Here is a 20,458-nt window from a genome sequence, read left to right as displayed (position 1 = left end):
CGGGGCCCACGAGGTCTGGCCGGAGGACTGGGATGTCGCAGCACAGCTACGTGGACTTCGACCTGCTGGTCGAGTCCAACGGCCAGGGTGGCTATCGAGCCCGCGTGTTGAAGTCGCCGGTGGGCGAGACCCCTGCGTCTCCGGTGAGCATCCCGTTCTCGGACCTGGAGGTCGAGAACTTCCTGCTGAAGGTCGGCCGACCACGCCGGCAGACCGCACGCGGAGTGGGGTCTCCAGAGGTCGGAGCGGTCCGGGACTTCGGCGCCCGGCGCTTCGACGCGGTCTTCACGGACCGCATACGTGGCGCGCTGGCCAGCAGTCTCGACCAGGTCGAGTCCCTGGAGGACACCGGGCTCCGGGTCCGCTTGCGCCTCTCCGACTGCCCGGAGCTGGCGGAACTGCCGTGGGAGTACCTCTACGACAGCGACATCCGGCGGTTCCTCGCGCTGTCGGAGTGGACGCCCGTCGTCCGGTACCTGGAGCTACCGGGGCGGATCCGGCCGCTGGCGGTCCGACCTCCCCTGCGGATCCTGGTGATGGCCGCCAGCCCCTCCGACTTCGAGCCGCTGGACGTGCAGGCGGAGTGGGACAAGGTGCGCGAGGCCCTCGACGGCCTCCAGCAGGCCGGCCGCGTGCAACTCGACCGGGTCCCCTCGGGGACGCTGGGGACCTGCGACGGCAACTGCGTCGGGGCGAGTACCACGTCTTCCACTTCATCGGACACGGCCGCTACGACCCAGGACCCCAGGACGGCGTCCTCGCCCTGGAAGGTCCCGGTGGCCGTGCGCAGCTGGTCACCGGAGCCGACACGGGGGCGCTGCTGCACGACCACAGGAGCCTGCGGCTGGCGCTGCTCAACTCGTGCGAGGGCGCGCGTGGCGGGCTCAGTGACCCCTACTCGGGCACCGCGCAGAGTCTCGTCTACCAGGGCATCCCCGCCGTGGTCGCCATGCAGTTCGAGATCACCGACCACGCCGCCATCACCTTCGGGCACAGTCTCTACGAAGCCGTCGCCGACGGCTATCCGCTCGACGCTGCCATGGCCGAGGCCCGCAACGCCGTTCGGGACCGGGCCAACCCCGTCGAGTGGGCCACTCCCGTGCTCTACCTCCGCGCCGCTGACGGGCGCGTCTTCGACGTCCGGTCCGCCCGGTCGGCCCCCGGCCGGCCCCCGGACGAGGCCACGCCGGACGAGGCCACGTCCGGCGGGGGCGCGCCCGGGCGGGATCACGCCAGGCCGGACGGGAGCGGACCCGGACCAGCGGGACGGCTCCACCGCTGGGGAGGAGTCGCAGGGACGGCCCGAGGTCGGACGCGGTGACCCCGGACCCGCGACGCCGGAGTGGCTGGCCCACGCGAGACTACAGGCCCGCGACCGGCTGGCCGGGGTCACGTCCCGGCTGAGGGAGGGGTTGTCCGGGCACCAGGGAGAGCCGCCGCCTCCGGTCACCCCTTTGGACGCAGCCGTTCCACCGGTCCGCCGGATCCGGGCTCACCCGGGAGCGGCCCCGTGTGTCCACGCCGCGGTCGGCCCCAACGACCTCGTGGCGTTCGCGGGGACGGACGGCGTCATCCGTGTCCTCTCCGCGCGCACCGGTCGCTTCGTCGCCCGGTGCTCCCTCCCGCACGGCGAGCGCCCGAAGCGTGTGGCCTGGGGCCGTGGCCGCGCCACGTCGCCAGCACCCACGACCAGGGGCTGGTCGTGGTGTGGGACCTCGAGAGGGAACTCCCCGTCCGGGTACTGCGCGCCGCCAGGCGCCGAGTCGACGCCGTCGCCTTCAGCCACGACGGCCGCTGGCTGATCACCGCCGGCGAGCGGGAACTCCGCGTCTTCGACGACCGCGGGGCGCAGGTGCGTGCCTTGGCGCTGCCGCCCGTCGAGGCGCGACTCGTCGGGGGGCGGGCGACGGGGACCGTCCACGCCGTGGCGTTCACGCCGGGGGACCGCCACGTCGTCGTCGCCGGTGACGACGGCTTGGTCCGTCAGTTCGACGCCGGCGGCCACCAGGTGCAGGTGTGGGAACACCCGGCCTCGATCCTGGCCCTCGCGGTGTACGCCGACGGGCTGGTGACCGGGTCGGCGGCGGGCAGGGTCAGCTCCTGGAGGTGGGACGGGCGCCCCCTGTGGCGCAGCGACCACGACGGGAGCGTCGCGCACGTCGCCGTCTCCACCGACGGCGGTCTGGTGGCGACCGCCGCTGCCGACTGCACGGTGCGGCTCTGGGACCGGACCGGCACGGCGACCGCCGAGAGCCCTCTCGCCCGGCGCTCCGTCGGTGTCGCGTTCCCGGCCGACGGCACCGGGCTCCTGACCGCCACACAGGTCGGAGCCCTCGAGGTGTGGGAGCCCGCGACCGGTGAGGCGAGGGATGACCGACCTGTCCGGGGACGTCCCGGGGAGTGATCGTCCTCGACCCGGGGTCTGCGAGGGAGCGGTCCCGGGCGAGGTCTGAGACGAGCCACAGCGCTCGAGGGAGGAGGGACACCATGACCCAACAGGGGAGGCCGGCCGATGAGTGGGGTGGGGCGACCGCCTGGCAGCAGCCGTCGTCCCAGGGCCCTTACGGGCCGCCGGGCGGTCCGGGAGGCCGTCCGCCGACGAACGAGCGGGGCACGGTGATCGCCCTCGCCGTGGCCGGCGGAGCGGTGCTCGTCGCCGTCGTCGTCGCCCTGGCGCTCACCGTCGGCGGAGGTGGTGGAGGTGCGCCCGGCTCCACCACGACGGGCGGGGACACCATCCCCGAGGCCACCGTGTCGCCTGTCGGGCTGGGGAACGACCCCGGCCGGGACGACCTCGCCGAAGGCTGCTTCCGCGGCGACATGGGAGCCTGCGACGACCTCTACCTCGCGGCCGGCCTGGGCTCGGTCTACGAGGCCTACGGGGACACCTGCGCCGGACGCCAGCCAGCGGGCACCGGGGTGCTGTGCACGGAGGCGTTCCCCGGCTGAGCAGGGCCGGAGGCGAAGGACGGCCCGGCACCCCCGGGGGAGGTGCCGGGCCGCTCGGCGGCCGCCGCGTCAGGTCGCCGGCGTCAGGACGGCCGGCAGATGCAGCCCCTCGTGATCGCACCCACGAGGGTGGCGCGGCAGAACCGCAGGCCGATCGCGTCGTGGTGGGACACCCCGTGCGGGCACACGTCGCACGACGGGTCGCCCAGCGACGGGCCGTCGGTGAGGGGGGCGGTCGAGGCGGGGGAGGTGGTGGGTGCCATGGGGACGACGGCCTGACTCCGCCGGCGGACGGCGGTGTTGACGAGCGTCGGATCCGGCGCCGCGTGGAGGCGGCGCACGAGGAGGACCGACCACCTCACGCTACGCCGGGCGCCGCGCCGTCCCCTCCGCTCGGCGCCGCCCGAGCCGGCGCGGGCGGTCACGGCCCCTCGGTGGGGTAGCCCTCCTCGTCCATGCGCCGGATCACCCGGGGGTCGAGCCGCCCCTCGCCCACGGCGGCGTCGACCTCCGCGTCCACCACCGCGCCGTGCTCGTGCATCCACCGGTCGGCCCGCTGCTCGGCGGCCACCCCTTCCTGCGTGAGGTGGGCGTCGCCGATCACCTTGCGCCGGACGACGTAGGCCACGACGACCAGCGCCCAGGCGAGCAGGCTGAGCAGGAGCTGCGACCGCGTGCTCTCCCGGACGAACATCGACACGAGGATCGCGACGATGGCGGCCGCCGTGAGCAGGGTCAGGACGGGGTAGAACCACATCTTCACCCGGAGCCGCTCCGGCGGGATCGTCGGCCGCATCCGCAGCTGCGAGAGGCTGATCAGCAGGTAGACGAACAGGATGATCGCGCCGGAGGAGTTGAGCAGGAACAGGAAGACCGTGTCCGGCGAGACGTAGGCGGCGATCACGCAGAGGAACCCGATGACGGACGACGACAGGATCGCCCACGCCGGGACGCCGCGCTTGCTGATCGTCAGCATCCGGCCGGGGGCCTCGTGCCGGGCGGCCAGCACGAACAGCATGCGCGAGGCCGTGTAGAGGCCGGAGTTCAGGCAGGACAGGACCGCGGTCAGCACCACCGCGTTCATGATGTCGGCCGCCGCCGGGATCCCCATCTCCTCCATGGCCGCCACGTACGGCGAACCCCCGAGCTCCGTGGAGTTCCAGGGGAGGATCGTCGCCAGCAGGAAGATGGAGCCCACGAAGAAGATCGAGATCCGGAAGACGACGGAGTTGGTCGCCTTGACGATGCCGCGCTCCGGCTCGTTGGACTCGGCGGCGGCGATGGTGGCGATCTCCGCGCCGACCATCGAGAAGATCACGATGACGATGCCCCCGAACAGCGCGCCGACGCCGTTGGGGAAGAAGCCGCCGTGCGCGGTGAGGTTCGAGAAGTCCAGGTCGCGGTTCGGCCACAGCCCCAGGACGAAGAGCGCGCCGAGGCCGATGAAGACCATGATCGTGACGACCTTGACGCCGGCGAACCAGTACTCGAACTCCCCGTAGGAGGCCACCGAGAACAGGTTGGTCGCCGTCATGAGCACCATCAGGACGAGCGCCATGAGCCACAGCGGGACGTCGGGCAGCCAGCGCTGCAGGATGCCCGCCCCGGCCACGGCCTCGAAGCCGACGACGATGACCCAGAAGTACCAGTACAGCCAGCCGACGCTGAACCCCGCCCAGCCGCCGAGGGACTGCCGCGCGTAGTCCGCGAAGGACCCGGTCGAGGGGTTGGCGACGGCCATCTCGCCGAGCATCCGCATGACCATGACGATCAGGACACCGGTGATGGCGTAGGTGATGAAGGCGGCCGGGCCGACCTCGCCGATGATCGCGCCGGAGCCGACGAACAGGCCGGCACCGATGACGCCCCCGATCGCGATCATCGTCAGATGACGCTGCTTGAGGCCTTTCTGCAGGTCGCCGCCTTCGGCAGCAGGACCGTGGGCCATGTCCGCTCCTCTCGTCCTGGACGTGCGTCCGTGGGAGGGGTCGGCTGGGCCTCAGCGCCGGTCTCGGCTGAGTGGTGAGGATCCTGCTGCGGCGACCGGGGTACCGCCAGCCGGAGCACGTCCCGTCACGCGGAGTTCACACGGACCGTCCCCCGTGGGACCCGCCGGCCGGGCCGGCTACGACCGGCGTCCCGCTCCGGGCATGCCCGACCGGCCGGCACCCGGCGCCGCGCCGTGCTCGAGCAGCGGCCGGGTCCGCCACGGCACCAGCTCCGAGAGCGCGACGACGCTGGTCGAGCGCACCACCGCCGGCGAGCGGTTGAGGTCGACGAGGACCTGCTGCAGCTCCTCGTGCGAGCCGGCGGCCACCCGGCACAGCACGTCGCCCTGACCGGTGGTGGCGTGCGCCTCCAGGACGGCGGGGATGGCCTCGAGGTCGCGCCGCACGTCGTCGATCGCCCCCTGCGCGATCTCCAGCGTCACGAAGGCCTGGACGCCCAAGCCGGCCGCCCCGACGTCGACCTGCGGCCCGTACCCGGTGACGACGCCGCTGTCGGCCAGGCGCTGCAGCCGCGCGGACACGGTGCCCCGGGCCACGCCGGTGACGCGGGACAGCTCGAGGTCCCCGGCACGGGGGTGGTCCTCGAGCGCGGCGAGCAGCGCCACGTCGAGCGCGTCGAGTCCCGTCCTGTCGGTCATCGGTCGTCCCTCTCCACCGGTCCTGGGGTGTGCAGCCTGCCCAGCTCGAGCGCCTGCCGCACCGTCCGGGTGCGCAGCTCGCCCATCCGTGGCGGTACCACTTGCCCAGCCACCGGCTCCGGGTGTGCGCTGCGGGCGGGCACCGCAGGGATCCCCGGAGGAGGAGACGGGCATGAGCCTCGAGCAGGTACTCAACGACGAGGAGCGCCTGGCGCAGCTGGACGTCGACCAGCTCCGGCAGCTGGTCGGGCTGGTCGAGTACGACGCCTCCGGCGATCCCTTCCCGGTCACCGGTTGGGACGCGCTGGTGTGGGTGGTCGGCAACGCCACCCAGACCGCCCACTTCCTCCAGTCGGCGCTCGGGATGGAGCTGGTCGCCTACTCCGGGCCGGAGACCGGCAACCGCGACTCCGTCTCCCACGTCCTGCGGTCGGGGGCGGCCCGCTTCGTCGTCACCGGCGCCTGCGACCCGGCCAGCCCGCTGGCCGACCACCACCGCGAGCACGGGGACGGCGTCGCCGACATCGCGCTGTCCGTGCCCGACGTCGACCGCTGCGTCGCGCACGCCCGGGCCATGGGCGCCACCGTGCTCGAGGAGCCGCACGACCTCACCGACGAGCACGGCACCGTCCGCCTCGCCGCGATCGCCACCTACGGCGACACCCGGCACACCCTCGTCGACCGTTCCCGCTACACCGGCCCCCACCTGCCCGGCTACGTCGCCCGGACGTCGTCCCACCAGCCGCGGCCGGGCCGGCCGCAGCGGCTGTTCCAGGCCATCGACCACGTCGTCGGCAACGTCGAGCTCGGCGCGATGGACCGGTGGGTGGACTTCTACAACCGGGTCATGGGCTTCACGAACATGGCCGAGTTCGTCGGCGAGGACATCGCCACCGACTACTCGGCGCTGATGAGCAAGGTCGTCGCGAACGGCAACCACCGGGTCAAGTTCCCGCTCAACGAGCCCGCGGTCGGGAAGAAGCGGTCGCAGATCGACGAGTTCCTCGACTTCCACCAGGGGCCGGGCGTCCAGCACGTGGCCCTGGCCACCAGCGACGTCATCGGCACGGTCGACGCCATGCGCGCCGAGGGCATCGAGTTCCTGGCCACCCCGGACTCCTACTACTCCGACCCCGAGCTGCGGGCCCGCATCGGCACGGTGCGGGTGCCGATCGAGGAGCTGCAGCGCCGCGGCATCCTGGTCGACCGCGACGAGGACGGCTACCTGCTGCAGATCTTCACCAAGCCGATCGGCGACCGGCCGACCGTCTTCTTCGAGCTCATCGAGCGGCACGGCTCGCTGGGGTTCGGCAAGGGCAACTTCAAGGCGCTGTTCGAGGCGATCGAGCGCGAGCAGGAGCGCCGCGGCAACTCCTGACCGGGCGGTTCAGGGCGCCGGCTCGGGGTGGCGCCGTCGGGCGGGTCGAGCAGGTCCTCAGGTGGACGGGCCCCGGCCCGACCACGTCCAGGCGTAGCGGCCGTCGTCGGCGGCGGTGCCGGCCTCGCCGAGGTCCAGCGGCCGGAAGGTGTCGACCATGACGGCCAGCTCGTCGAAGTAGTCGGCGCCCAGCGAGCGCTCGACCGCGCCGGGCTGCGGCCCGTGGCTGTGCCCGCCGGGGTGCAGGCTGATCGAGCCCTTGCCGATGCCCGAGCCCTTGCGGGCCTCGTAGTCGCCGTCGACGTAGAACATGACCTCGTCGGAGTCGACGTTGGAGTGGTAGTAGGGCACCGGCACCGCCAGCGGGTGGTAGTCGACCTTCCGCGGGACGAAGTTGCAGATCACGAAGCCGCCACCCTCGAACACCTGGTGCACCGGCGGTGGCTGGTGCACCCGGCCGGTGATCGGCTCGTAGTCGGCGACGTTGAACGCGTAGGGGTACAGGCACCCGTCCCAGCCGACGACGTCGAACGGGTGCTCCGGGACGACGTGCACCGTGCCGGTGAGTCCACCCGGGCCGTTGCCGCGGTGCTTGACGTGGACCTCGACGTCGGTGCCCTCGGCCAGCAACGGCTCGGCCGGCCCGCGCAGGTCGCGCTCGCAGTACGGGGCGTGCTCGAGGAACTGCCCGTACTTCGACAGGTACCGCTTGGGCGGGGCGACGTGGCTGTTCGCCTCGATCGCGTAGGTGCGCAGCGGCTCCTCGCCCGTGGGGACCCAGCGGTGCGTCGTGGCGCGGGGGAGGACCACGTAGTCGCCCCGGCCGACCTCGAGCGCGCCGAACACGGTCTCGACCGTCGCCGTCCCGCGCTCGACGTAGACACACTCGTCGCCGACGGCGTTGCGGTAGTACGGCGAGGCCAGCGACGAGACGGCGTAGGAGATGCGCACGTCGGCGTTGCCCAGCACCAGGCGCCGGCCGGTGACGGCGTCGACGCCCTTGTGCTCCTCGCCGGGGAACAGGTCGTGCAGCTTGAGGTGCCGGGGCACCAGCGGCGCGTTCGGCGTGAGCGTCTGATCGGGCAGCTCCCACGGGCGCGCGTCGACGATCGCCGACGGGATCCCCCGGTGGTAGAGCAGCGCGGAGTCCGAGGAGAAGCCCTCCTCGCCCACGAGCTCCTCGGAGTACAGGCCGCCGTCGGGCCGGCGGTGCTGGGTGTGCCGCTTCGGCGGGACGCTGCCCACCTGCCGGTAGAACGCCATGGCTGCCTCCTCGGACGAGGAGGGATCATCCCGCGCCCGGCCCGGTGCGGGCGAGCGGTCACTCCGCGGGTGGCGGCACCGGTTCCTCGATCCAGTCCCAGCTGTGGTGGCCGTACAGCACCTTGTTGCCCGCGGCGTCGTAGACGACGAGGTGGCCGGTGGAGGTAAAGCTGTACCGGGCGTCGTCGTCGTAGCGGATCACTTCGCCGTCCGTGCGGTGCAGGTCGAAGGCCATGTCCGGAGCTTGGCACGACCGGCCGTGCGCAGCCCGCCGTCGGCGGCAGAGGGCCGGCCACCCCGTCGGAGCCGTCGTCAGGTGGTGGGCAGAGGCCGCGGCGTCGTCCGTCGCCGCCGGTCGACGATGAGGAAGTGGTCCCGTGAGGTCCCGTCGCGGGCTCGTCCTGTTCTTCTCGCGCCGCCGTGGCCGACCTGTCCAGCGAGGGCGACGACGGGATCTCCGAGCGCACCCGGCGGCTGCTCGATCGACCGGCCGTGCGGAACCTGCTGCGGGGGTACCGGCTGGCGACCCCGACCGGCCAGGCGGTCGCCCGCTCCCCGGGATCCCACCGCTCACCCGCACGCAGCCGCTCAGCGCCCTTGGTCCCGACGGTCCGACGGGCGGCCGGTCGAGACCACCGGACCTTCCTCGAGTTCGGGCGGTCACACGGCCCGCCGTCCGGGGCGGGTCAGCCCAGCGCGGCCCGCAGCACGTCGGCGTGGTCCAGGTACCACTGGCGGGTCTCCTGGGCCCGCGCCATCGTGCCGCTGGTCCAGTAGCGCGAGAAGGCGGCGTGGCCGTTGGCGACGGCGGTGCCGATGACGTCGTAGCACCACTCGTGGTTGGCCAGGACCGCCGAGGCCATCCGGTCCCGGTCGGCGTCGGTCAGCCCGTAGCCGTCGGCGAACAGCCGGAGGCGGTCCAGCGCCCGGCCGCGCCGCGCGTCGCCGATGTGCCGGTCGGGTCGCAGCGGTGCCCACAGGCGGGCGGCGCAGGCGACGTCCCACACGCGGGAGCCCGGGCTGGCCAGGTCGAAGTCGATGAGGGCGACCGCCCGTCCGTCGCGGAAGACGACGTTGTCCAGGTTGACGTCGTTGTGGCTGACCAGCTCGCCGGTGAAGGCGGGCGGTGCTGACGGCGGCCAGTCGTGCGGCGCGGGGTCGAAGGAGGCCGCCGCCCGGTGGTAGTCGCGCAGCAGTCGCGCCACGCTGAGCAGGGCTTCGTCGGTCAGCGCCCACACCGGGTACGGCGGGGTGACGGCAGAGCCGGGGACGTAGGTGAGGACCTCGCGACCCTGCTCGTCGACCCCGAGGAAGCGCGGCGCCCCGGCGAACCCGGCGCCGGCGAGGTGGTCCAGCAGCGCCCGGGTCGCCGGGCTCGTGGGCCGCAGCGGCCGCCGGACGGTGTCGCCGACCCGCACCACCCGTCCCCGGTTGGCGATGCCCCCCTCGAGCATGACCTCGCGCTCGTCGTTCCCGCGCATCGGCCCCCTTCCGTCTCCGTCCGGTCCCTCACCCCTCGAGGACGGCGTGTGCCAGTGCCGTGTGGGTCACGATGCCACCGACCAGGCCGCTGCGGAGGGCGGCGCGGACGGCGCACGCCTTGGCCGTGCCGTAGGGGATGACGACGACCTCGGGGATCTCGCGCATCTGGTCCGCGCTGATCCCGATCATGCGCTCGGACAGCTCGGCGTGGACCGGCTCGCCGTCGGCGGACAGGAAGACGCCGGAGACGTCGGCGCAGACCCCGAGCCGGTGCAGGGCCGCGCGGTCCTCGTCGGACACGACGTCGTACAGCGTGGACTGGCCGGGCGCCCACTGGCCCACCCCGGCGACCGCCTTGGTCACCAGCGGCAGCTGGGCGAAGGCGCTGGCGACCTCGGGCTGCTGCCGCAGCGCCCGCGCGGTCGCCGCGTCGGGGACGGTGAACGGCGCGTAGAAGACGTGCGCCGCGCCGCCCGACGCCCGGGCCACCCCGCGGACGACGTCCACCGAGGTGTCGGGCCCGCCGGGCAGCGACAGGACCCCGGTGAGCTGGACGACCGGCGTCCCGGGCAGCGGGGGCAGCGCCTCGGCCATCGCGCTCACCGCGCGCGCCCAGGCCAGGCCGAGCACGTCGTCGGGGGTGATGACCTCGGCCAGCAGCTGCGCGGCGGCGCGGCCGAGGTGGCCGCGCAGGGACGCGACGTCGTCGTCCGGGGTGTCGACGACGACGGCGTGCTGCAGGCCGTAGCGGTCGCGCAGCCGCACCGACGACTCGACGTCGATCTCGCCCTCGTGCCGGATCTCGATGCGGACCAGCCCGCTCTCCCGCGCGGCGTCGAGGAGGCGAGCGACCTTGAACCGGCTCAGCCCGAACTCGTCGGCGATCTCGACCTTGGAGCGTCCGTCCAGGTAGAAGCGGCGCGCGACGGACGCGCTCAGCACGATCCCGGCAGGTCCGGTGCGGTCGTCGGCCATGGCCTCTCCTGCTCGTCTGAGCACCCCGTTGCTCACTGTGGCACAGCGTCTTGACGGATCGTCCACCCAGGAAGGAGACTCACGCCACACACAAATGAGTGACAGTGTGCTCATCTGAGCGGCCCTGTCATGTCCTCGGCAGATGTGAGAGGACCGTTCCCTTGCGTAGACACGGACGACCCGCCCGCGCCGCCACGGCGGCCGTGCCCCTGACCCTGGTGCTGACGGTGGGACTGAGCGGGTGCGCCGGCTGGGGCGGCGGTCCCGCCGGCGGCGGCCCGGACACGATCAACGTGCTGATGGTCAACAACCCGCAGATGGTGGACCTGCAGCAGCTCACCGCCGAGCACTTCACCGCGGAGACCGGCATCACGGTCAACTACACGGTGCTGCCGGAGAACGACGTCCGGGACAAGATCAGCCAGGAGTTCTCCAGCCAGGCGGGGCAGTACGACGTCGCCACCCTGAGCAACTTCGAGATCCCCATCTACGCCCGCAGCGAGTGGATCGCCCCGCTGGACGAGTACGTCGAGGCCGACACGGAGTTCGACCAGGACGACGTCCTCGGGCCGCTGACGGCGTCGCTGTCCGGCGACGACGGCCGGCTCTACGGCGAGCCGTTCTACGGCGAGTCGTCGTTCCTGATGTACCGCGCCGACGTGCTGGAGGCCGCGGGCATCGAGATGCCGGCGAACCCGACGTGGCAGGAGGTCGCCGACATCGCGGCCGAGGTCGACGGCGTCGAGCCCGGGATGGCCGGGATCTGCCTGCGCGGCCAGCCCGGGTGGGGGCAGGTCTTCGCGCCGCTGACCACGGTGGTCAACACCTTCGGCGGCACCTGGTTCACCGAGGACTGGGAGCCGCAGGTCGACAGCGAGGAGTTCCGGACGGCCGTGCAGTTCTACGTGGACCTGGTCCGCGAGCACGGCGAGGTCGGGGCACCACAGGCCGGCTTCACCGAGTGCCTCAACAACGTGGTCCAGGGCAACGCGGCCATGTGGTACGACGCCACCTCCGCGGCCGGGTCGCTGGAGGCCGAGGACTCCCCGGTCCGGGGGCTGATGGGCTACGCCCCCGCCCCGGTGGTCGAGACCGACAGCTCGGGGTGGCTGTACGCCTGGTCGTGGAGCATCCAGCAGGCCAGTGCCAAGAAGGACGCGGCGTGGGAGTTCATCTCCTGGGCGTCCAGCAGTGAGTACGAGGAGCTCGTCGGCGAGGAGCTCGGCTGGTCGCGGGTCCCGGCCGGCAAGCGGGCCTCGACGTACGAGAACCCCGACTACCTCGCCGAGGCCTCCGCGTTCGCCGAGCCCACGCTGCAGGCCATCCAGACCGCCGACCCCAACGACGCCGGCGTGCAGCCCCGCCCGGCGCCGGGGATCCAGTTCATCGGGATCCCGGAGTTCCCGGACCTGGCCACCCAGGTGTCGCAGGACGTCAGCTCCGCGATCGCCGGCCAGATGACGGTGGACGACGCCCTGCAACGGGGGCAGCAGGTGGCCGAGGACGTCGCCGAGCGCTACCGCGAGCGGGAGTCCGGATGACCGGCCACCGGATCACCCCGATCCGCAGCACCCAGACCTGCGGCACCCGGACCTGCAGCACCCGGACCTGCGCGCCCGCGGGCACCGGACCGGCCCTCGAAGGGGAGGAGCGGCCATGAGCACGACCATCGAGCGCAGGCGCGACGACGTCGGGACACCGCCGCCGCCGCCTCCGAGCGGCGGGGCGCTGCGGCGCACGTCCGACTGGGCCCGGCGGGCACCGCTCCTGCCGGCGCTGATCTTCACGATCGTGGTGACGCAGCTGCCGTTCGTCGTCACGCTGATCGTGTCGTTCATGGACTGGAACGCCTACTACCCCGACGAGCGGGGGTTCACGGGGTTCAGCAACTACGCGAGCGTGCTGACCGACGTCAACATGCGCCAGGCGATCCTCACCACGGTGATCCTCACCGCGGTCGTCGTCCTGGTCAGCCTGCTGCTGGGGATGGGCATCGCGCTGCTCCTGGACCGCCAGTTCCGCGGCCGGGGCGTGGTGCGCACCATGATGATCACGCCGTTCCTGATCGTGCCGGTGGCCGCGGCACTGCTGTGGAAGCACGCGCTGTTCAACCCCGAGTACGGCCTGCTCAACGGGACGCTCACCGCGATCTGGCGGCTGTTCGGTTCGGACAACGCGCCGCAGCCGGACTGGATCTCCACGGCGCCGCTGATCTCGGTGGAGATCGCCCTGATCTGGCAGTGGACGCCGTTCATGATGCTGATCCTGCTGGCCGGGCTGCAGAGCCGGCCGCTGGACGTCATCGAGGCGGCCCGCATCGACGGCGCCAGCAGCTGGCAGATCTTCCGCTACATGACCTTCCCGCACCTGCGCCGCTACCTGGAGCTGGGCGGGCTGCTGGGGTCGATCTACATCGTGCAGAACTTCGACGCCGTCTTCACGATCACCTCGGGCGGCCTGGGCACGGCGAACCTGCCGTACGTGATCTACCAGACCTTCTACCAGGCCCACGACTACGGCCGGGCGTCCGCTGCGGGCGTCGTCGTCGTCATCGGCACGATCCTCATCGCCACACTGGCGCTGCGGACGGTGTCGACGCTGTTCCAGGAGGAGAACGCGCGATGAGCTCGGTCACCAACGTGGCGCCGGTCGCCGCGACCCGCACGCCCGAGGGCGAGCCCCGCCGGCCGCGCAAGCCGCGGTCCGGTGCCCTGCTGGGGCTGGCCGCCTGGCTGATCGGCTTCCTGTTCGTCGTGCCGGTGCTGTGGATGGTGCTGACGTCGTTCCACAGCGAGGAGGACGCGGCGACCAACCCGCCGTCGCTGCTCGCGCCGCTGACCGTCGCCGGCTACCGGGAGTTCTTCGGCGTCGGGACCGGCGCCAACCCGTGGCCCTCGCTGGCCAACTCGCTGACCGCCAGCGTGGTCTCGACGGTCATCGTGCTGCTGCTGGCCATCCCGGCGGCCTACGCGCTGTCGATCAAGCCGGTGCGCAAGTGGACCGACGTGATGTTCTTCTTCCTGTCCACCCGCATGCTGCCGATCGTGGCCGGGCTGCTGCCCATCTACCTGTTCGCCCAGTGGAGCGGCCTGCTGGACAACATCTGGCTGCTGATCGTCCTGTACACGGCGATGAACCTGCCGATCGCGGTCTGGATGATGCGCTCGTTCCTCGCCGAGGTGCCGGTCGAGATCCTCGAGGCGGCCTCGATGGACGGCGCGGGACTGCTGCTGACGCTGCGCTCGGTGGTGGCGCCCATCGTCCTGCCGGGGATCGCGGCGACCTCGCTGATCTGCTTCATCTTCAGCTGGAACGAGCTGCTGCTGGCCCGGACCCTCACCGGCACCGTCGCGCAGACCGCGCCGGTGTACCTGACCGGGTTCGTCACCAGCCAGGGGCTCTTCCTCGCCCAGGTGTGTGCCGCGGCCTTCGTGGTGTCGCTGCCGGTGCTCATCGCCGGCTTCGCCGCCCAGGACAAGCTGGTGCAGGGCCTCTCGCTCGGCGCGGTCAAGTGACCGCGACCGGGACGGTGCCGGGGACGGCGGACCTCCGCCCGGCGTCGACGATGCGGGTCGCGGTGCTGCGCCGCGCCGGCGACGTCGTCGTCGAGGAGCGCCCGGTGCCGCAGCCGGGGCCGGGCGAGGTCGTCGTCCGGGTCTCCTCGGTCGGGGTGTGCGGTTCGGACACCCACTACTACGAGCACGGCCGCATCGGCCGGTTCGTCGTCGAGGAGCCGCTGGTCCTGGGGCACGAGGCCGCGGGCGAGGTGGCTGCCGTCGGCCCGGGGGTGTCCGCGGTGCGCGTCGGCCAGCGGGTCTCGGTCGAGCCCGGCGTCCCCGACCTGACCTGCCCGCAGTGCCTGGCCGGCCGGTACAACCTCTGCCCGGACGTGCGGTTCTTCGCGACCCCGCCGATCGACGGCGCCTTCGCCGAGTACGTCGTCGTGCACGCCGCCTTCGCCCACCCGGTGCCCGACGGCATCAGCGACGACGCCGCGGCGCTGCTCGAACCGCTCTCGGTCGGGATCTGGGCGTGCCGCAAGGGCGGGGTGACCGCCGGCTCCCGGGTGCTCGTCGTCGGCGCCGGCCCGATCGGCCTGGTCAGCGTGCAGGCGGCCCTGGCGTTCGGGGCCACCGAGGTCGTCGTGTCCGACGTCAACCCCGCCCGGCTCGCCCTCGCCCGGGACCTCGGCGCCACCGACGTGGTCGACGCCCGCACGGCGAGCGTCACCGACCTCGACCCCCCGCCCGGCGTGCTGCTCGAGTGCTCGGGCCACCCGGCGGCCATCGCCCAGGGCATCCGCGCGCTCGACCGGGCCGGCCGCGCCGTCCTCGTCGGCATGGGCGGTGACGAGGTGCCGCTCCCGCTGTCGGTCGTGCAGGAGCGCGAGCTGGAGGTGACCGGCACCTTCCGCTACGCCGGCACCTGGCCGACGGCGATCGCGCTGGTCGCCGCCGGCCGCGTCGACCTCGACCGCCTCGTCACCGGCACCTACGGCCTGGACCGGGCCGAGGACGCCCTCACCGCCGGCCGCCGCGACCCCGACTCGGTGAAGGTCGTCGTCCACCCCCGGTCCTGACGTCCGCCTCAGCAACCACCAAGGAGAGACCCATGGCCTCCGTCACCTACGACTCCGCGAGCCGCATCTACCCCGGCTCCGACCGTCCCGCCGTCGACTCGCTGAACCTGGAGATCGCCGACGGTGAGTTCCTCGTCCTGGTCGGGCCCTCCGGCTGCGGCAAGTCCACGAGCCTGCGGATGCTCGCCGGCCTGGAGGACGTCGACCGCGGGGCCATCCGCATCGGCGACCGCGACGTCACGCACCTGAAGTCGAAGGACCGCGACATCGCGATGGTCTTCCAGAGCTACGCGCTCTACCCGCACATGACCGTCGCGGACAACATGGGCTTCGCCCTGAAGATCGCCGGTCGCGACAAGGACGACATCCGCAAGCGGGTGGCCGAGGCCGCGAAGATCCTCGACCTGGAGGAGTTCCTCGACCGCAAGCCCAAGGCCCTCTCCGGCGGCCAGCGCCAGCGGGTGGCCATGGGCCGGGCCATCGTGCGCGACCCGCAGGTCTTCCTCATGGACGAGCCGCTGTCCAACCTCGACGCCAAGCTGCGCGTGCAGACCCGCACCCAGATCGCCGCCCTGCAGCGCCGCCTGGGGACGACGACCGTCTACGTCACCCACGACCAGGTCGAGGCCATGACGATGGGCGACCGGGTGGCGGTGCTGCGGGCCGGGATCCTGGAGCAGTGCGACACCCCCCTGCGGCTCTACCAGGAGCCGGCCAACGTCTTCGTGGCCGGGTTCATCGGCTCGCCGGGGATGAACCTCGCGCAGTTCCGGCTGGAGAACGGGCACGCGGTGCTCGGCAGCGCGCGCATCCCCGTGCCGACGACGGCGCTGAGCGCCCTGTCCGCGGAGGGCGCCGACTCGGTGGTCGCCGGCTTCCGCCCGGAGTCCGTGGACCTGGTGTCGGCGGCCGAGCCCGGCGCCTTCCCGGTCGACGTCGGCGTGGTCGAGGAGCTGGGCTCGGACGCCTTCCTGCACGGGACGCTGCCGGACCTGCCCCAGGGCTCCTCCGGCGCCTTCAACGAGAACGTCATCGCCCGCGTGGACCCCAACCGGCCGCCGGCGAAGGGTGAGCGGGTGCACCTGCGGATCCAGCCCGGCCGCGAGCACCTCTTCTCGCCGTCGACCGGCCGGCGCCTGTCCGTCTGAGACCCCAGGAGACCGCCGTGCCCGCCCTCACCACCGCGACCCTGCCCTCCCTCGCCGGCTCGCTGCCGGTGCCGACGTACGACCGGTCAGGGGTGCGGGCCGGGATCGTGCACCTGGGGGTGGGGGCGTTCCACCGGTCGCACCAGGCGCTCTACGTCGACCGGCTGCTCGAGCAGGGGACGGCGCAGGAGTGGGGTTTCTGCGGCGTCGGGGTGCTGCCGTCGGACCGCCGCATGGCCGAGGTGATGGCGGCCCAGGACTGCCTGTACACCCTCGTCGTCCGGCACCCGGACGGGAGTGCCGAGGCGCGGGTCGTCGGGTCGATCGTGGAGTACCTCCTCGCGCCCGACGACCCCGAGGCGGTGGTCGAGAAGATGGCCTCGGAGACGACGCGGATCGTGTCGCTGACGGTCACCGAGGGCGGCTACAACATCGCCGCGACCACCGGCGAGTTCGACGCGACCGACCCCGACGTGGTGGCCGACCTCCGGCCCGGGGCCGCGCTGCGGACGTCCTTCGGCCTGGTCACCGAGGCGCTGGTCCGCCGGCGCGACCGGGGGCTCCCGCCGTTCACCGTCGTGTCCTGCGACAACATCCAGCACAACGGCGACGTCGCCCGGGGCAGCTTCGCCGCCTTCGCCACGCTGCGCGACCCCTCGCTGGGGGAGTGGGTGCAGCGGGAGGTGGCCTTCCCGAACTCGATGGTCGACCGGATCACCCCCGCGACCACCGACGAGGACCGGGCCGACGTCGCCGCGCGTTTCGGCGTCGAGGACGGCTGGCCGGTGGTGTGCGAGCCGTTCACCCAGTGGGTGCTCGAGGACCGGTTCCCGCTGGGCCGGCCGCCGCTGGAGGAGGCGGGGGTGCAGGTCGTCGCCGACGTCGACCCCTACGAGCGCATGAAGCTGCGGCTGCTCAACGCCGGCCACCAGGCGCTGGCCTACCTCGGCACGCTCGCCGGGTACCGGCTCGTCCACGACGCGGCGCAGGACCCGCTGTTCCAGCGGCTGCTGCTCGGCTACATGGAGGAGGAGGCCACGCCCACCCTCCTGCCGGTGCCCGGCATCGACCTCGACGCCTACCGCCGGCAGCTGCTCGAGCGCTTCGCCAACCCGGCCATCCGCGACACCCTGGCGCGGCTGGCCTTCGACGGCTCCGAGCGGCTGACCAAGTGGCTGCTCCCGGTGGTGCGGGACAACCTGGCCCGCGACGGTGAGGTCCGGCGGTCGGCCGCGGTGGTGGCGGGCTGGGCGCGCTACTCCGAGGGCGTGGACGAGCAGGGCGCACCGATCGAGATCGCCGACCGCCGGCGGGAGCGGCTCACCGCCAACGCGAGGCGGCAGCGGGAGGAGCCGCTGGCGTTCCTGGCCGACCGCGAGGTCTTCGGCGACCTGGTGGACGACGAGCGGTTCACCGGCCCCTACCTGGAGACGCTGGCGTCGCTGCACGAGCGCGGTGCCCGGGCCACCCTGGAGGCGCTGGTCGGCGACCCCGTGCGCTGACGGCCTGTCGTTCCACTGATCGACGGGTCGGTCAGCGGCTCGTGTCGGTCAGGCTGGCGAAGACGACCACGTTGTCCCCGTAGTCGCCGGTGCGCTCGTCGAAGGAGCCACCGCAGGTGATCAGCCGCAGTCCCGCGTGGTCGATGTCCCCGTGGACCGCGGCGGTCGGGAAGTCGTCCTTCGGGTGCTCCTCGACGCGGTCGACGGTGAAGACGGCGGACGTGCCGTCGGCCCGGTCGACGACGACCTCGTCACCGGGGAGGAGCTCGTCGACGCCCGAGAACGCCGCGGGCTCACCGGCCCGGTCGACGTGGGCGGCCAGCACGGAGGGGCCGAGCTCACCCGGGCTCGGTGACCGGTCGAACCAGCCCGCCGGGTAAGCGCCCTGCGGGACCTCCATCGCGCCGTCGCGCTGGAGGCCGAGGTCCATGAGCGAGGACGTCATGTCCAGGGCCGGGATCGAGACGCGGGTCGGCTCGGAGGCCGGCAGGACGAGCGTCCGCGCGGCGTCGGGGACCGGTCGCACCGGCAGGTCGAGGTCGAGGACGCGCGGCCCCGTGTCGTCGCGGGAGGCCGACGACACCGTGACGGGTGCCGCGGAGATGCGGTGGGTGCCGCCGACGTCCTGCTGTGCCGACAGTCCCATCGTCAGGGTGCCGACCACGAGCAGCGCAGCGGCCGCCCCCGCCCAGGCCTCGGAGGCCTCGGAGCGGGGGACGGCCGCTGCGTGCTGCGGCACGGCCGGACGTCAGGCCCGCGCGGTGCTGGCCGGGGCCGGGGTGGTGGCGGTGCCGGACGACGCGGCGGCGTAGTCGAAGCTCTCGCAGGCCTCGTTGTCGTCGTCGAGGTTGTTCGGGTCGCTCGGGTCGGCCGTGAAGGCGGCCTGGGCGGCAGCCCGGCTGGGGAAGTCGTCACAGTCGAGGTCGGCAGCGGAGGCGGGTGCCGGTCAGGACGACGGAGAAGCCGGCCGCGAGGGCGGCGGTGGCAACGACGCTGCGGATGCGCATGATCACTCTTGGTTACGGGTTGGTCACGCGGAACCGTGACGAAACCAGGCAGTCCCATCGGTCACCTCCTGCCCGCGTGTCGCGACGTGTCCGACCGTGATCCCGTGCGCCGGCCACGGGCGGAGGGCACTCCTGGTCGGGACCTCCGACCCGGTCGGGGACCGCCGGGTTCGGGGCAGCCTGGACCGACCCACCCGGACGCCCAGGAGACGCCCCATGAGCGAGTCCCGACCCGCCAGCGACCGCCGCCCGCCCGAGGTCCTCGCCTTCGCGCCGCCCTACGAGCGGGACGGCGCGAGCGTCATCACCGCGACGGCGGCGCGTTCCCACGCCGCCACCCGCGCCGACGGCGCAGGTCCGGAGGGCCGCGGCCTCGACGCGCGGATGTCGGGGAGCCGTCCGATGGGGGCGTTCGTGGTCCGCGACGGGCGGGTGCGCTGGCACCCCGTCGTCGACGTCACGAGGGTCGTCACCACCGCGGAGCTCGTGGTCGGCGCGGTGCTGGTCGCCCGGCACCTCGCGGCCCGGCCCAGCGGGGCCAGGGCGATGGTGACCATGGGCCCCGGCGGCTGGGTCAGCATGAAGGGCGGCGCCATGGCCGTGCGCCCCGCGAACCGGCTGTGGCGGCGCGACCGGGCGCACCCGGCGGCGCCCGTGGCGCGGACCCGCCGTCCCCTGTGGGCGCGCCTGCTCTCCACGACGGCGCTGGAGGCGGTCCTCGGCTGATCCACCGGGCAGGACGGCCCGGTCGTCGGGACCTCCGGCTCTGCCCGGCAGGGGCCCTGCGCCCCCTAGCCTCGGGCCAGCGACCGGGTCAGGAGCCCGGCTCGGGCCGACGGGAGGACAGATGGCCGTGGACGACCGGGACGGCGTCATCCGGGTGTTCCTGCTGGACGACCACGAGATCGTCCGGCGCGGCGTCGCCGACGTCCTCGGGACCGACCCGGGGATCGCCGTCGTCGGGGAGGCGAAGAACGCCGCGGAGGCCGTCGCGCGCATCCCCGCGCTGCGCCCGGACGTCGCGGTCCTCGACGTGCGGCTGCCCGACGGCGACGGGGTCTCCGTCTGCCGCGAGGTCCGCTCCCTCGTGCCCGAGCTCAAGGTGATCATGCTGACGAGCTACAGCGACGACGACGCGCTGTTCGAGGCGATCGTGGCCGGGGCCTCGGGCTACCTGCTCAAGCAGATCCTCGGCCAGGACCTGGTCAGCGGTGTCCGCACGGTCGCCGCCGGCGGGTCGCTGCTCGACCCGCGGGCCACCACGGCGGTGCTGGAGCGCATGCGGCGGGCGGCCGAGCCCGCCGGGCCGCTGGCCGGGCTCAGCGCGCAGGAGCGCACCGTCCTGCAGCTGATCGGGGAGGGGCTGACCAACCGCCAGATCGGCGAGCGCATGTTCCTGGCCGAGAAGACGATCAAGAACTACGTCTCGCACCTGCTGGCGAAGCTGGGCCTGGAGCGCCGCACGCAGGTCGCGGTCCTCGCCACGGAGCTGCGCAGCGGGTCGCCGGCGTCCCGGCCGAACTGAGCG

The 20,458-nt window shown here is 73.2% G+C and carries 20 protein-coding genes; 12 read left to right on the top strand and 8 right to left on the bottom strand.

What is annotated here, in order from left to right:
* The first annotated feature begins 403 nt into the window (after positions 1–403).
* The 3 genes from ABQ292_RS09660 (at position 404) to ABQ292_RS09650 (ending at position 2,949) form a co-directional block, all read left to right on the top strand.
* On the top strand, positions 404–1,321 hold the full coding sequence (locus ABQ292_RS09660; RefSeq protein WP_369205671.1) for a CHAT domain-containing protein: 918 nt from the start codon (positions 404–406) through the stop codon (positions 1,319–1,321).
* A gap of 381 nt (positions 1,322–1,702) precedes the next feature.
* Positions 1,703–2,404, top strand: a complete 702-nt coding sequence (locus tag ABQ292_RS09655) for a WD40 repeat domain-containing protein (protein WP_369205669.1) — start codon at positions 1,703–1,705, stop codon at positions 2,402–2,404.
* A gap of 212 nt (positions 2,405–2,616) precedes the next feature.
* Positions 2,617–2,949: a hypothetical protein gene (locus ABQ292_RS09650; RefSeq protein ID WP_369205667.1), complete on the top strand. Its 333-nt coding sequence runs from the start codon at positions 2,617–2,619 to the stop codon at positions 2,947–2,949.
* Between the two features lie 83 nt (positions 2,950–3,032).
* On the opposite strand, the gene ABQ292_RS09645 is transcribed toward ABQ292_RS09650, so the two are convergent.
* From ABQ292_RS09645 to ABQ292_RS09635, 3 genes are all read right to left on the bottom strand, one after another.
* Positions 3,033–3,212 carry an RGCVC family protein gene (locus ABQ292_RS09645; RefSeq protein ID WP_369205665.1) on the bottom strand — a complete coding sequence of 60 codons (180 nt, stop codon included), beginning with the start codon at positions 3,210–3,212 and terminating at the stop codon, positions 3,033–3,035.
* Positions 3,213–3,370: 158 nt separating this feature from the next.
* Positions 3,371–4,897, bottom strand: a complete 1,527-nt coding sequence (locus ABQ292_RS09640; protein ID WP_369205663.1) for an amino acid permease — start codon at positions 4,895–4,897, stop codon at positions 3,371–3,373.
* A gap of 177 nt (positions 4,898–5,074) precedes the next feature.
* A complete protein-coding gene (locus ABQ292_RS09635; RefSeq protein WP_369205661.1) occupies positions 5,075–5,596 on the bottom strand; it encodes an Lrp/AsnC family transcriptional regulator in 522 nt (173 codons plus the stop codon).
* A gap of 172 nt (positions 5,597–5,768) precedes the next feature.
* Here ABQ292_RS09635 and hppD point away from each other — a divergent pair, with 172 nt between their 5' ends.
* Entirely contained in the window at positions 5,769–6,974 is a 1,206-nt protein-coding gene (gene hppD, locus ABQ292_RS09630; protein WP_369205659.1) for a 4-hydroxyphenylpyruvate dioxygenase, read from the top strand.
* A gap of 57 nt (positions 6,975–7,031) precedes the next feature.
* Here hppD and ABQ292_RS09625 read toward each other — a convergent pair whose 3' ends face one another.
* The 4 genes from ABQ292_RS09625 to ABQ292_RS09610 form a co-directional block, all read right to left on the bottom strand.
* The gene (locus ABQ292_RS09625) at positions 7,032–8,237 is read right to left on the bottom strand and encodes a homogentisate 1,2-dioxygenase (RefSeq protein WP_369205658.1); all 1,206 of its coding nucleotides are present in this window, start codon (positions 8,235–8,237) and stop codon (positions 7,032–7,034) included.
* 58 nt (positions 8,238–8,295) lie between these two features.
* On the bottom strand, positions 8,296–8,472 hold the full coding sequence (locus ABQ292_RS09620; protein ID WP_369205656.1) for a hypothetical protein: 177 nt from the start codon (positions 8,470–8,472) through the stop codon (positions 8,296–8,298).
* A 451-nt stretch (positions 8,473–8,923) separates the two neighbouring features.
* Positions 8,924–9,718 (bottom strand): phosphotransferase, encoded by a 795-nt coding sequence (locus tag ABQ292_RS09615; RefSeq protein WP_369205654.1) that lies wholly within the window; start codon positions 9,716–9,718, stop codon positions 8,924–8,926.
* A 28-nt stretch (positions 9,719–9,746) separates the two neighbouring features.
* A complete protein-coding gene (locus tag ABQ292_RS09610; protein WP_369205652.1) occupies positions 9,747–10,694 on the bottom strand; it encodes a sugar-binding transcriptional regulator in 948 nt (315 codons plus the stop codon).
* 203 nt (positions 10,695–10,897) lie between these two features.
* Between ABQ292_RS09610 and ABQ292_RS09605 the strand changes: the two genes are divergently transcribed.
* The 6 genes from ABQ292_RS09605 to ABQ292_RS09580 all read left to right on the top strand — a co-directional run bounded on the left by ABQ292_RS09605 (position 10,898) and on the right by ABQ292_RS09580 (position 17,923).
* Positions 10,898–12,235 (top strand): ABC transporter substrate-binding protein, encoded by a 1,338-nt coding sequence (locus tag ABQ292_RS09605; RefSeq protein ID WP_369205650.1) that lies wholly within the window; start codon positions 10,898–10,900, stop codon positions 12,233–12,235.
* Positions 12,236–12,350: 115 nt separating this feature from the next.
* Positions 12,351–13,319 (top strand): carbohydrate ABC transporter permease, encoded by a 969-nt coding sequence (locus ABQ292_RS09600; protein ID WP_369205648.1) that lies wholly within the window; start codon positions 12,351–12,353, stop codon positions 13,317–13,319.
* Positions 13,316–14,209, top strand: coding sequence for a carbohydrate ABC transporter permease (locus tag ABQ292_RS09595; protein WP_369205646.1), 894 nt, complete (start codon positions 13,316–13,318; stop codon positions 14,207–14,209). Before ABQ292_RS09600 ends, ABQ292_RS09595 begins: the two co-directional genes overlap by 4 nt.
* Complete coding sequence (locus ABQ292_RS09590) at positions 14,206–15,273, top strand: NAD(P)-dependent alcohol dehydrogenase (protein WP_369205644.1); 1,068 nt, start codon at positions 14,206–14,208, stop codon at positions 15,271–15,273. The genes ABQ292_RS09595 and ABQ292_RS09590 overlap by 4 nt, the downstream gene beginning before the upstream one ends.
* Before the next feature lie 32 nt (positions 15,274–15,305).
* Complete coding sequence (locus ABQ292_RS09585; protein WP_369205642.1) at positions 15,306–16,421, top strand: ABC transporter ATP-binding protein; 1,116 nt, start codon at positions 15,306–15,308, stop codon at positions 16,419–16,421.
* 17 nt (positions 16,422–16,438) lie between these two features.
* On the top strand, positions 16,439–17,923 hold the full coding sequence (locus ABQ292_RS09580; protein ID WP_369205640.1) for a mannitol dehydrogenase family protein: 1,485 nt from the start codon (positions 16,439–16,441) through the stop codon (positions 17,921–17,923).
* Between the two features lie 31 nt (positions 17,924–17,954).
* On the opposite strand, the gene ABQ292_RS09575 is transcribed toward ABQ292_RS09580, so the two are convergent.
* Entirely contained in the window at positions 17,955–18,662 is a 708-nt protein-coding gene (locus ABQ292_RS09575; protein ID WP_369205638.1) for a class F sortase, read from the bottom strand.
* Positions 18,663–19,146: 484 nt separating this feature from the next.
* Between ABQ292_RS09575 and ABQ292_RS09570 the strand changes: the two genes are divergently transcribed.
* Together ABQ292_RS09570 and ABQ292_RS09565 are read left to right on the top strand one after the other, a co-directional pair.
* Complete coding sequence (locus ABQ292_RS09570; RefSeq protein ID WP_369205636.1) at positions 19,147–19,656, top strand: hypothetical protein; 510 nt, start codon at positions 19,147–19,149, stop codon at positions 19,654–19,656.
* A 127-nt stretch (positions 19,657–19,783) separates the two neighbouring features.
* Entirely contained in the window at positions 19,784–20,455 is a 672-nt protein-coding gene (locus ABQ292_RS09565; protein ID WP_369205634.1) for a response regulator, read from the top strand.
* Positions 20,456–20,458: the final 3 nt, after the last annotated feature.

Source organism: Geodermatophilus maliterrae (assembly GCF_041018925.1).
GTDB classification, from domain to species: Bacteria; Actinomycetota; Actinomycetes; order Mycobacteriales; family Geodermatophilaceae; genus Geodermatophilus; species Geodermatophilus maliterrae.
Note: the sequence above shows the minus strand (reverse complement) of the source record. Positions and strands in the feature narration are given on the sequence as shown.

Coding starts and splice junctions, on each gene's coding strand:
- ABQ292_RS09610 (WP_369205652.1), bottom strand. CDS start 10,694: ATGGCCGACGACCGCACCGGACCTGCCGGGATCGTGCTGAGCGCGTCC.
- ABQ292_RS09595 (WP_369205646.1), top strand. CDS start 13,316: ATGAGCTCGGTCACCAACGTGGCGCCGGTCGCCGCGACCCGCACGCCC.
- ABQ292_RS09600 (WP_369205648.1), top strand. CDS start 12,351: ATGAGCACGACCATCGAGCGCAGGCGCGACGACGTCGGGACACCGCCG.
- ABQ292_RS09615 (WP_369205654.1), bottom strand. CDS start 9,718: ATGCGCGGGAACGACGAGCGCGAGGTCATGCTCGAGGGGGGCATCGCC.
- ABQ292_RS09640 (WP_369205663.1), bottom strand. CDS start 4,897: ATGGCCCACGGTCCTGCTGCCGAAGGCGGCGACCTGCAGAAAGGCCTC.
- hppD (WP_369205659.1), top strand. CDS start 5,769: ATGAGCCTCGAGCAGGTACTCAACGACGAGGAGCGCCTGGCGCAGCTG.
- ABQ292_RS09635 (WP_369205661.1), bottom strand. CDS start 5,596: ATGACCGACAGGACGGGACTCGACGCGCTCGACGTGGCGCTGCTCGCC.
- ABQ292_RS09620 (WP_369205656.1), bottom strand. CDS start 8,472: ATGGCCTTCGACCTGCACCGCACGGACGGCGAAGTGATCCGCTACGAC.
- ABQ292_RS09570 (WP_369205636.1), top strand. CDS start 19,147: ATGAGCGAGTCCCGACCCGCCAGCGACCGCCGCCCGCCCGAGGTCCTC.
- ABQ292_RS09625 (WP_369205658.1), bottom strand. CDS start 8,237: ATGGCGTTCTACCGGCAGGTGGGCAGCGTCCCGCCGAAGCGGCACACC.
- ABQ292_RS09585 (WP_369205642.1), top strand. CDS start 15,306: ATGGCCTCCGTCACCTACGACTCCGCGAGCCGCATCTACCCCGGCTCC.
- ABQ292_RS09645 (WP_369205665.1), bottom strand. CDS start 3,212: ATGGCACCCACCACCTCCCCCGCCTCGACCGCCCCCCTCACCGACGGC.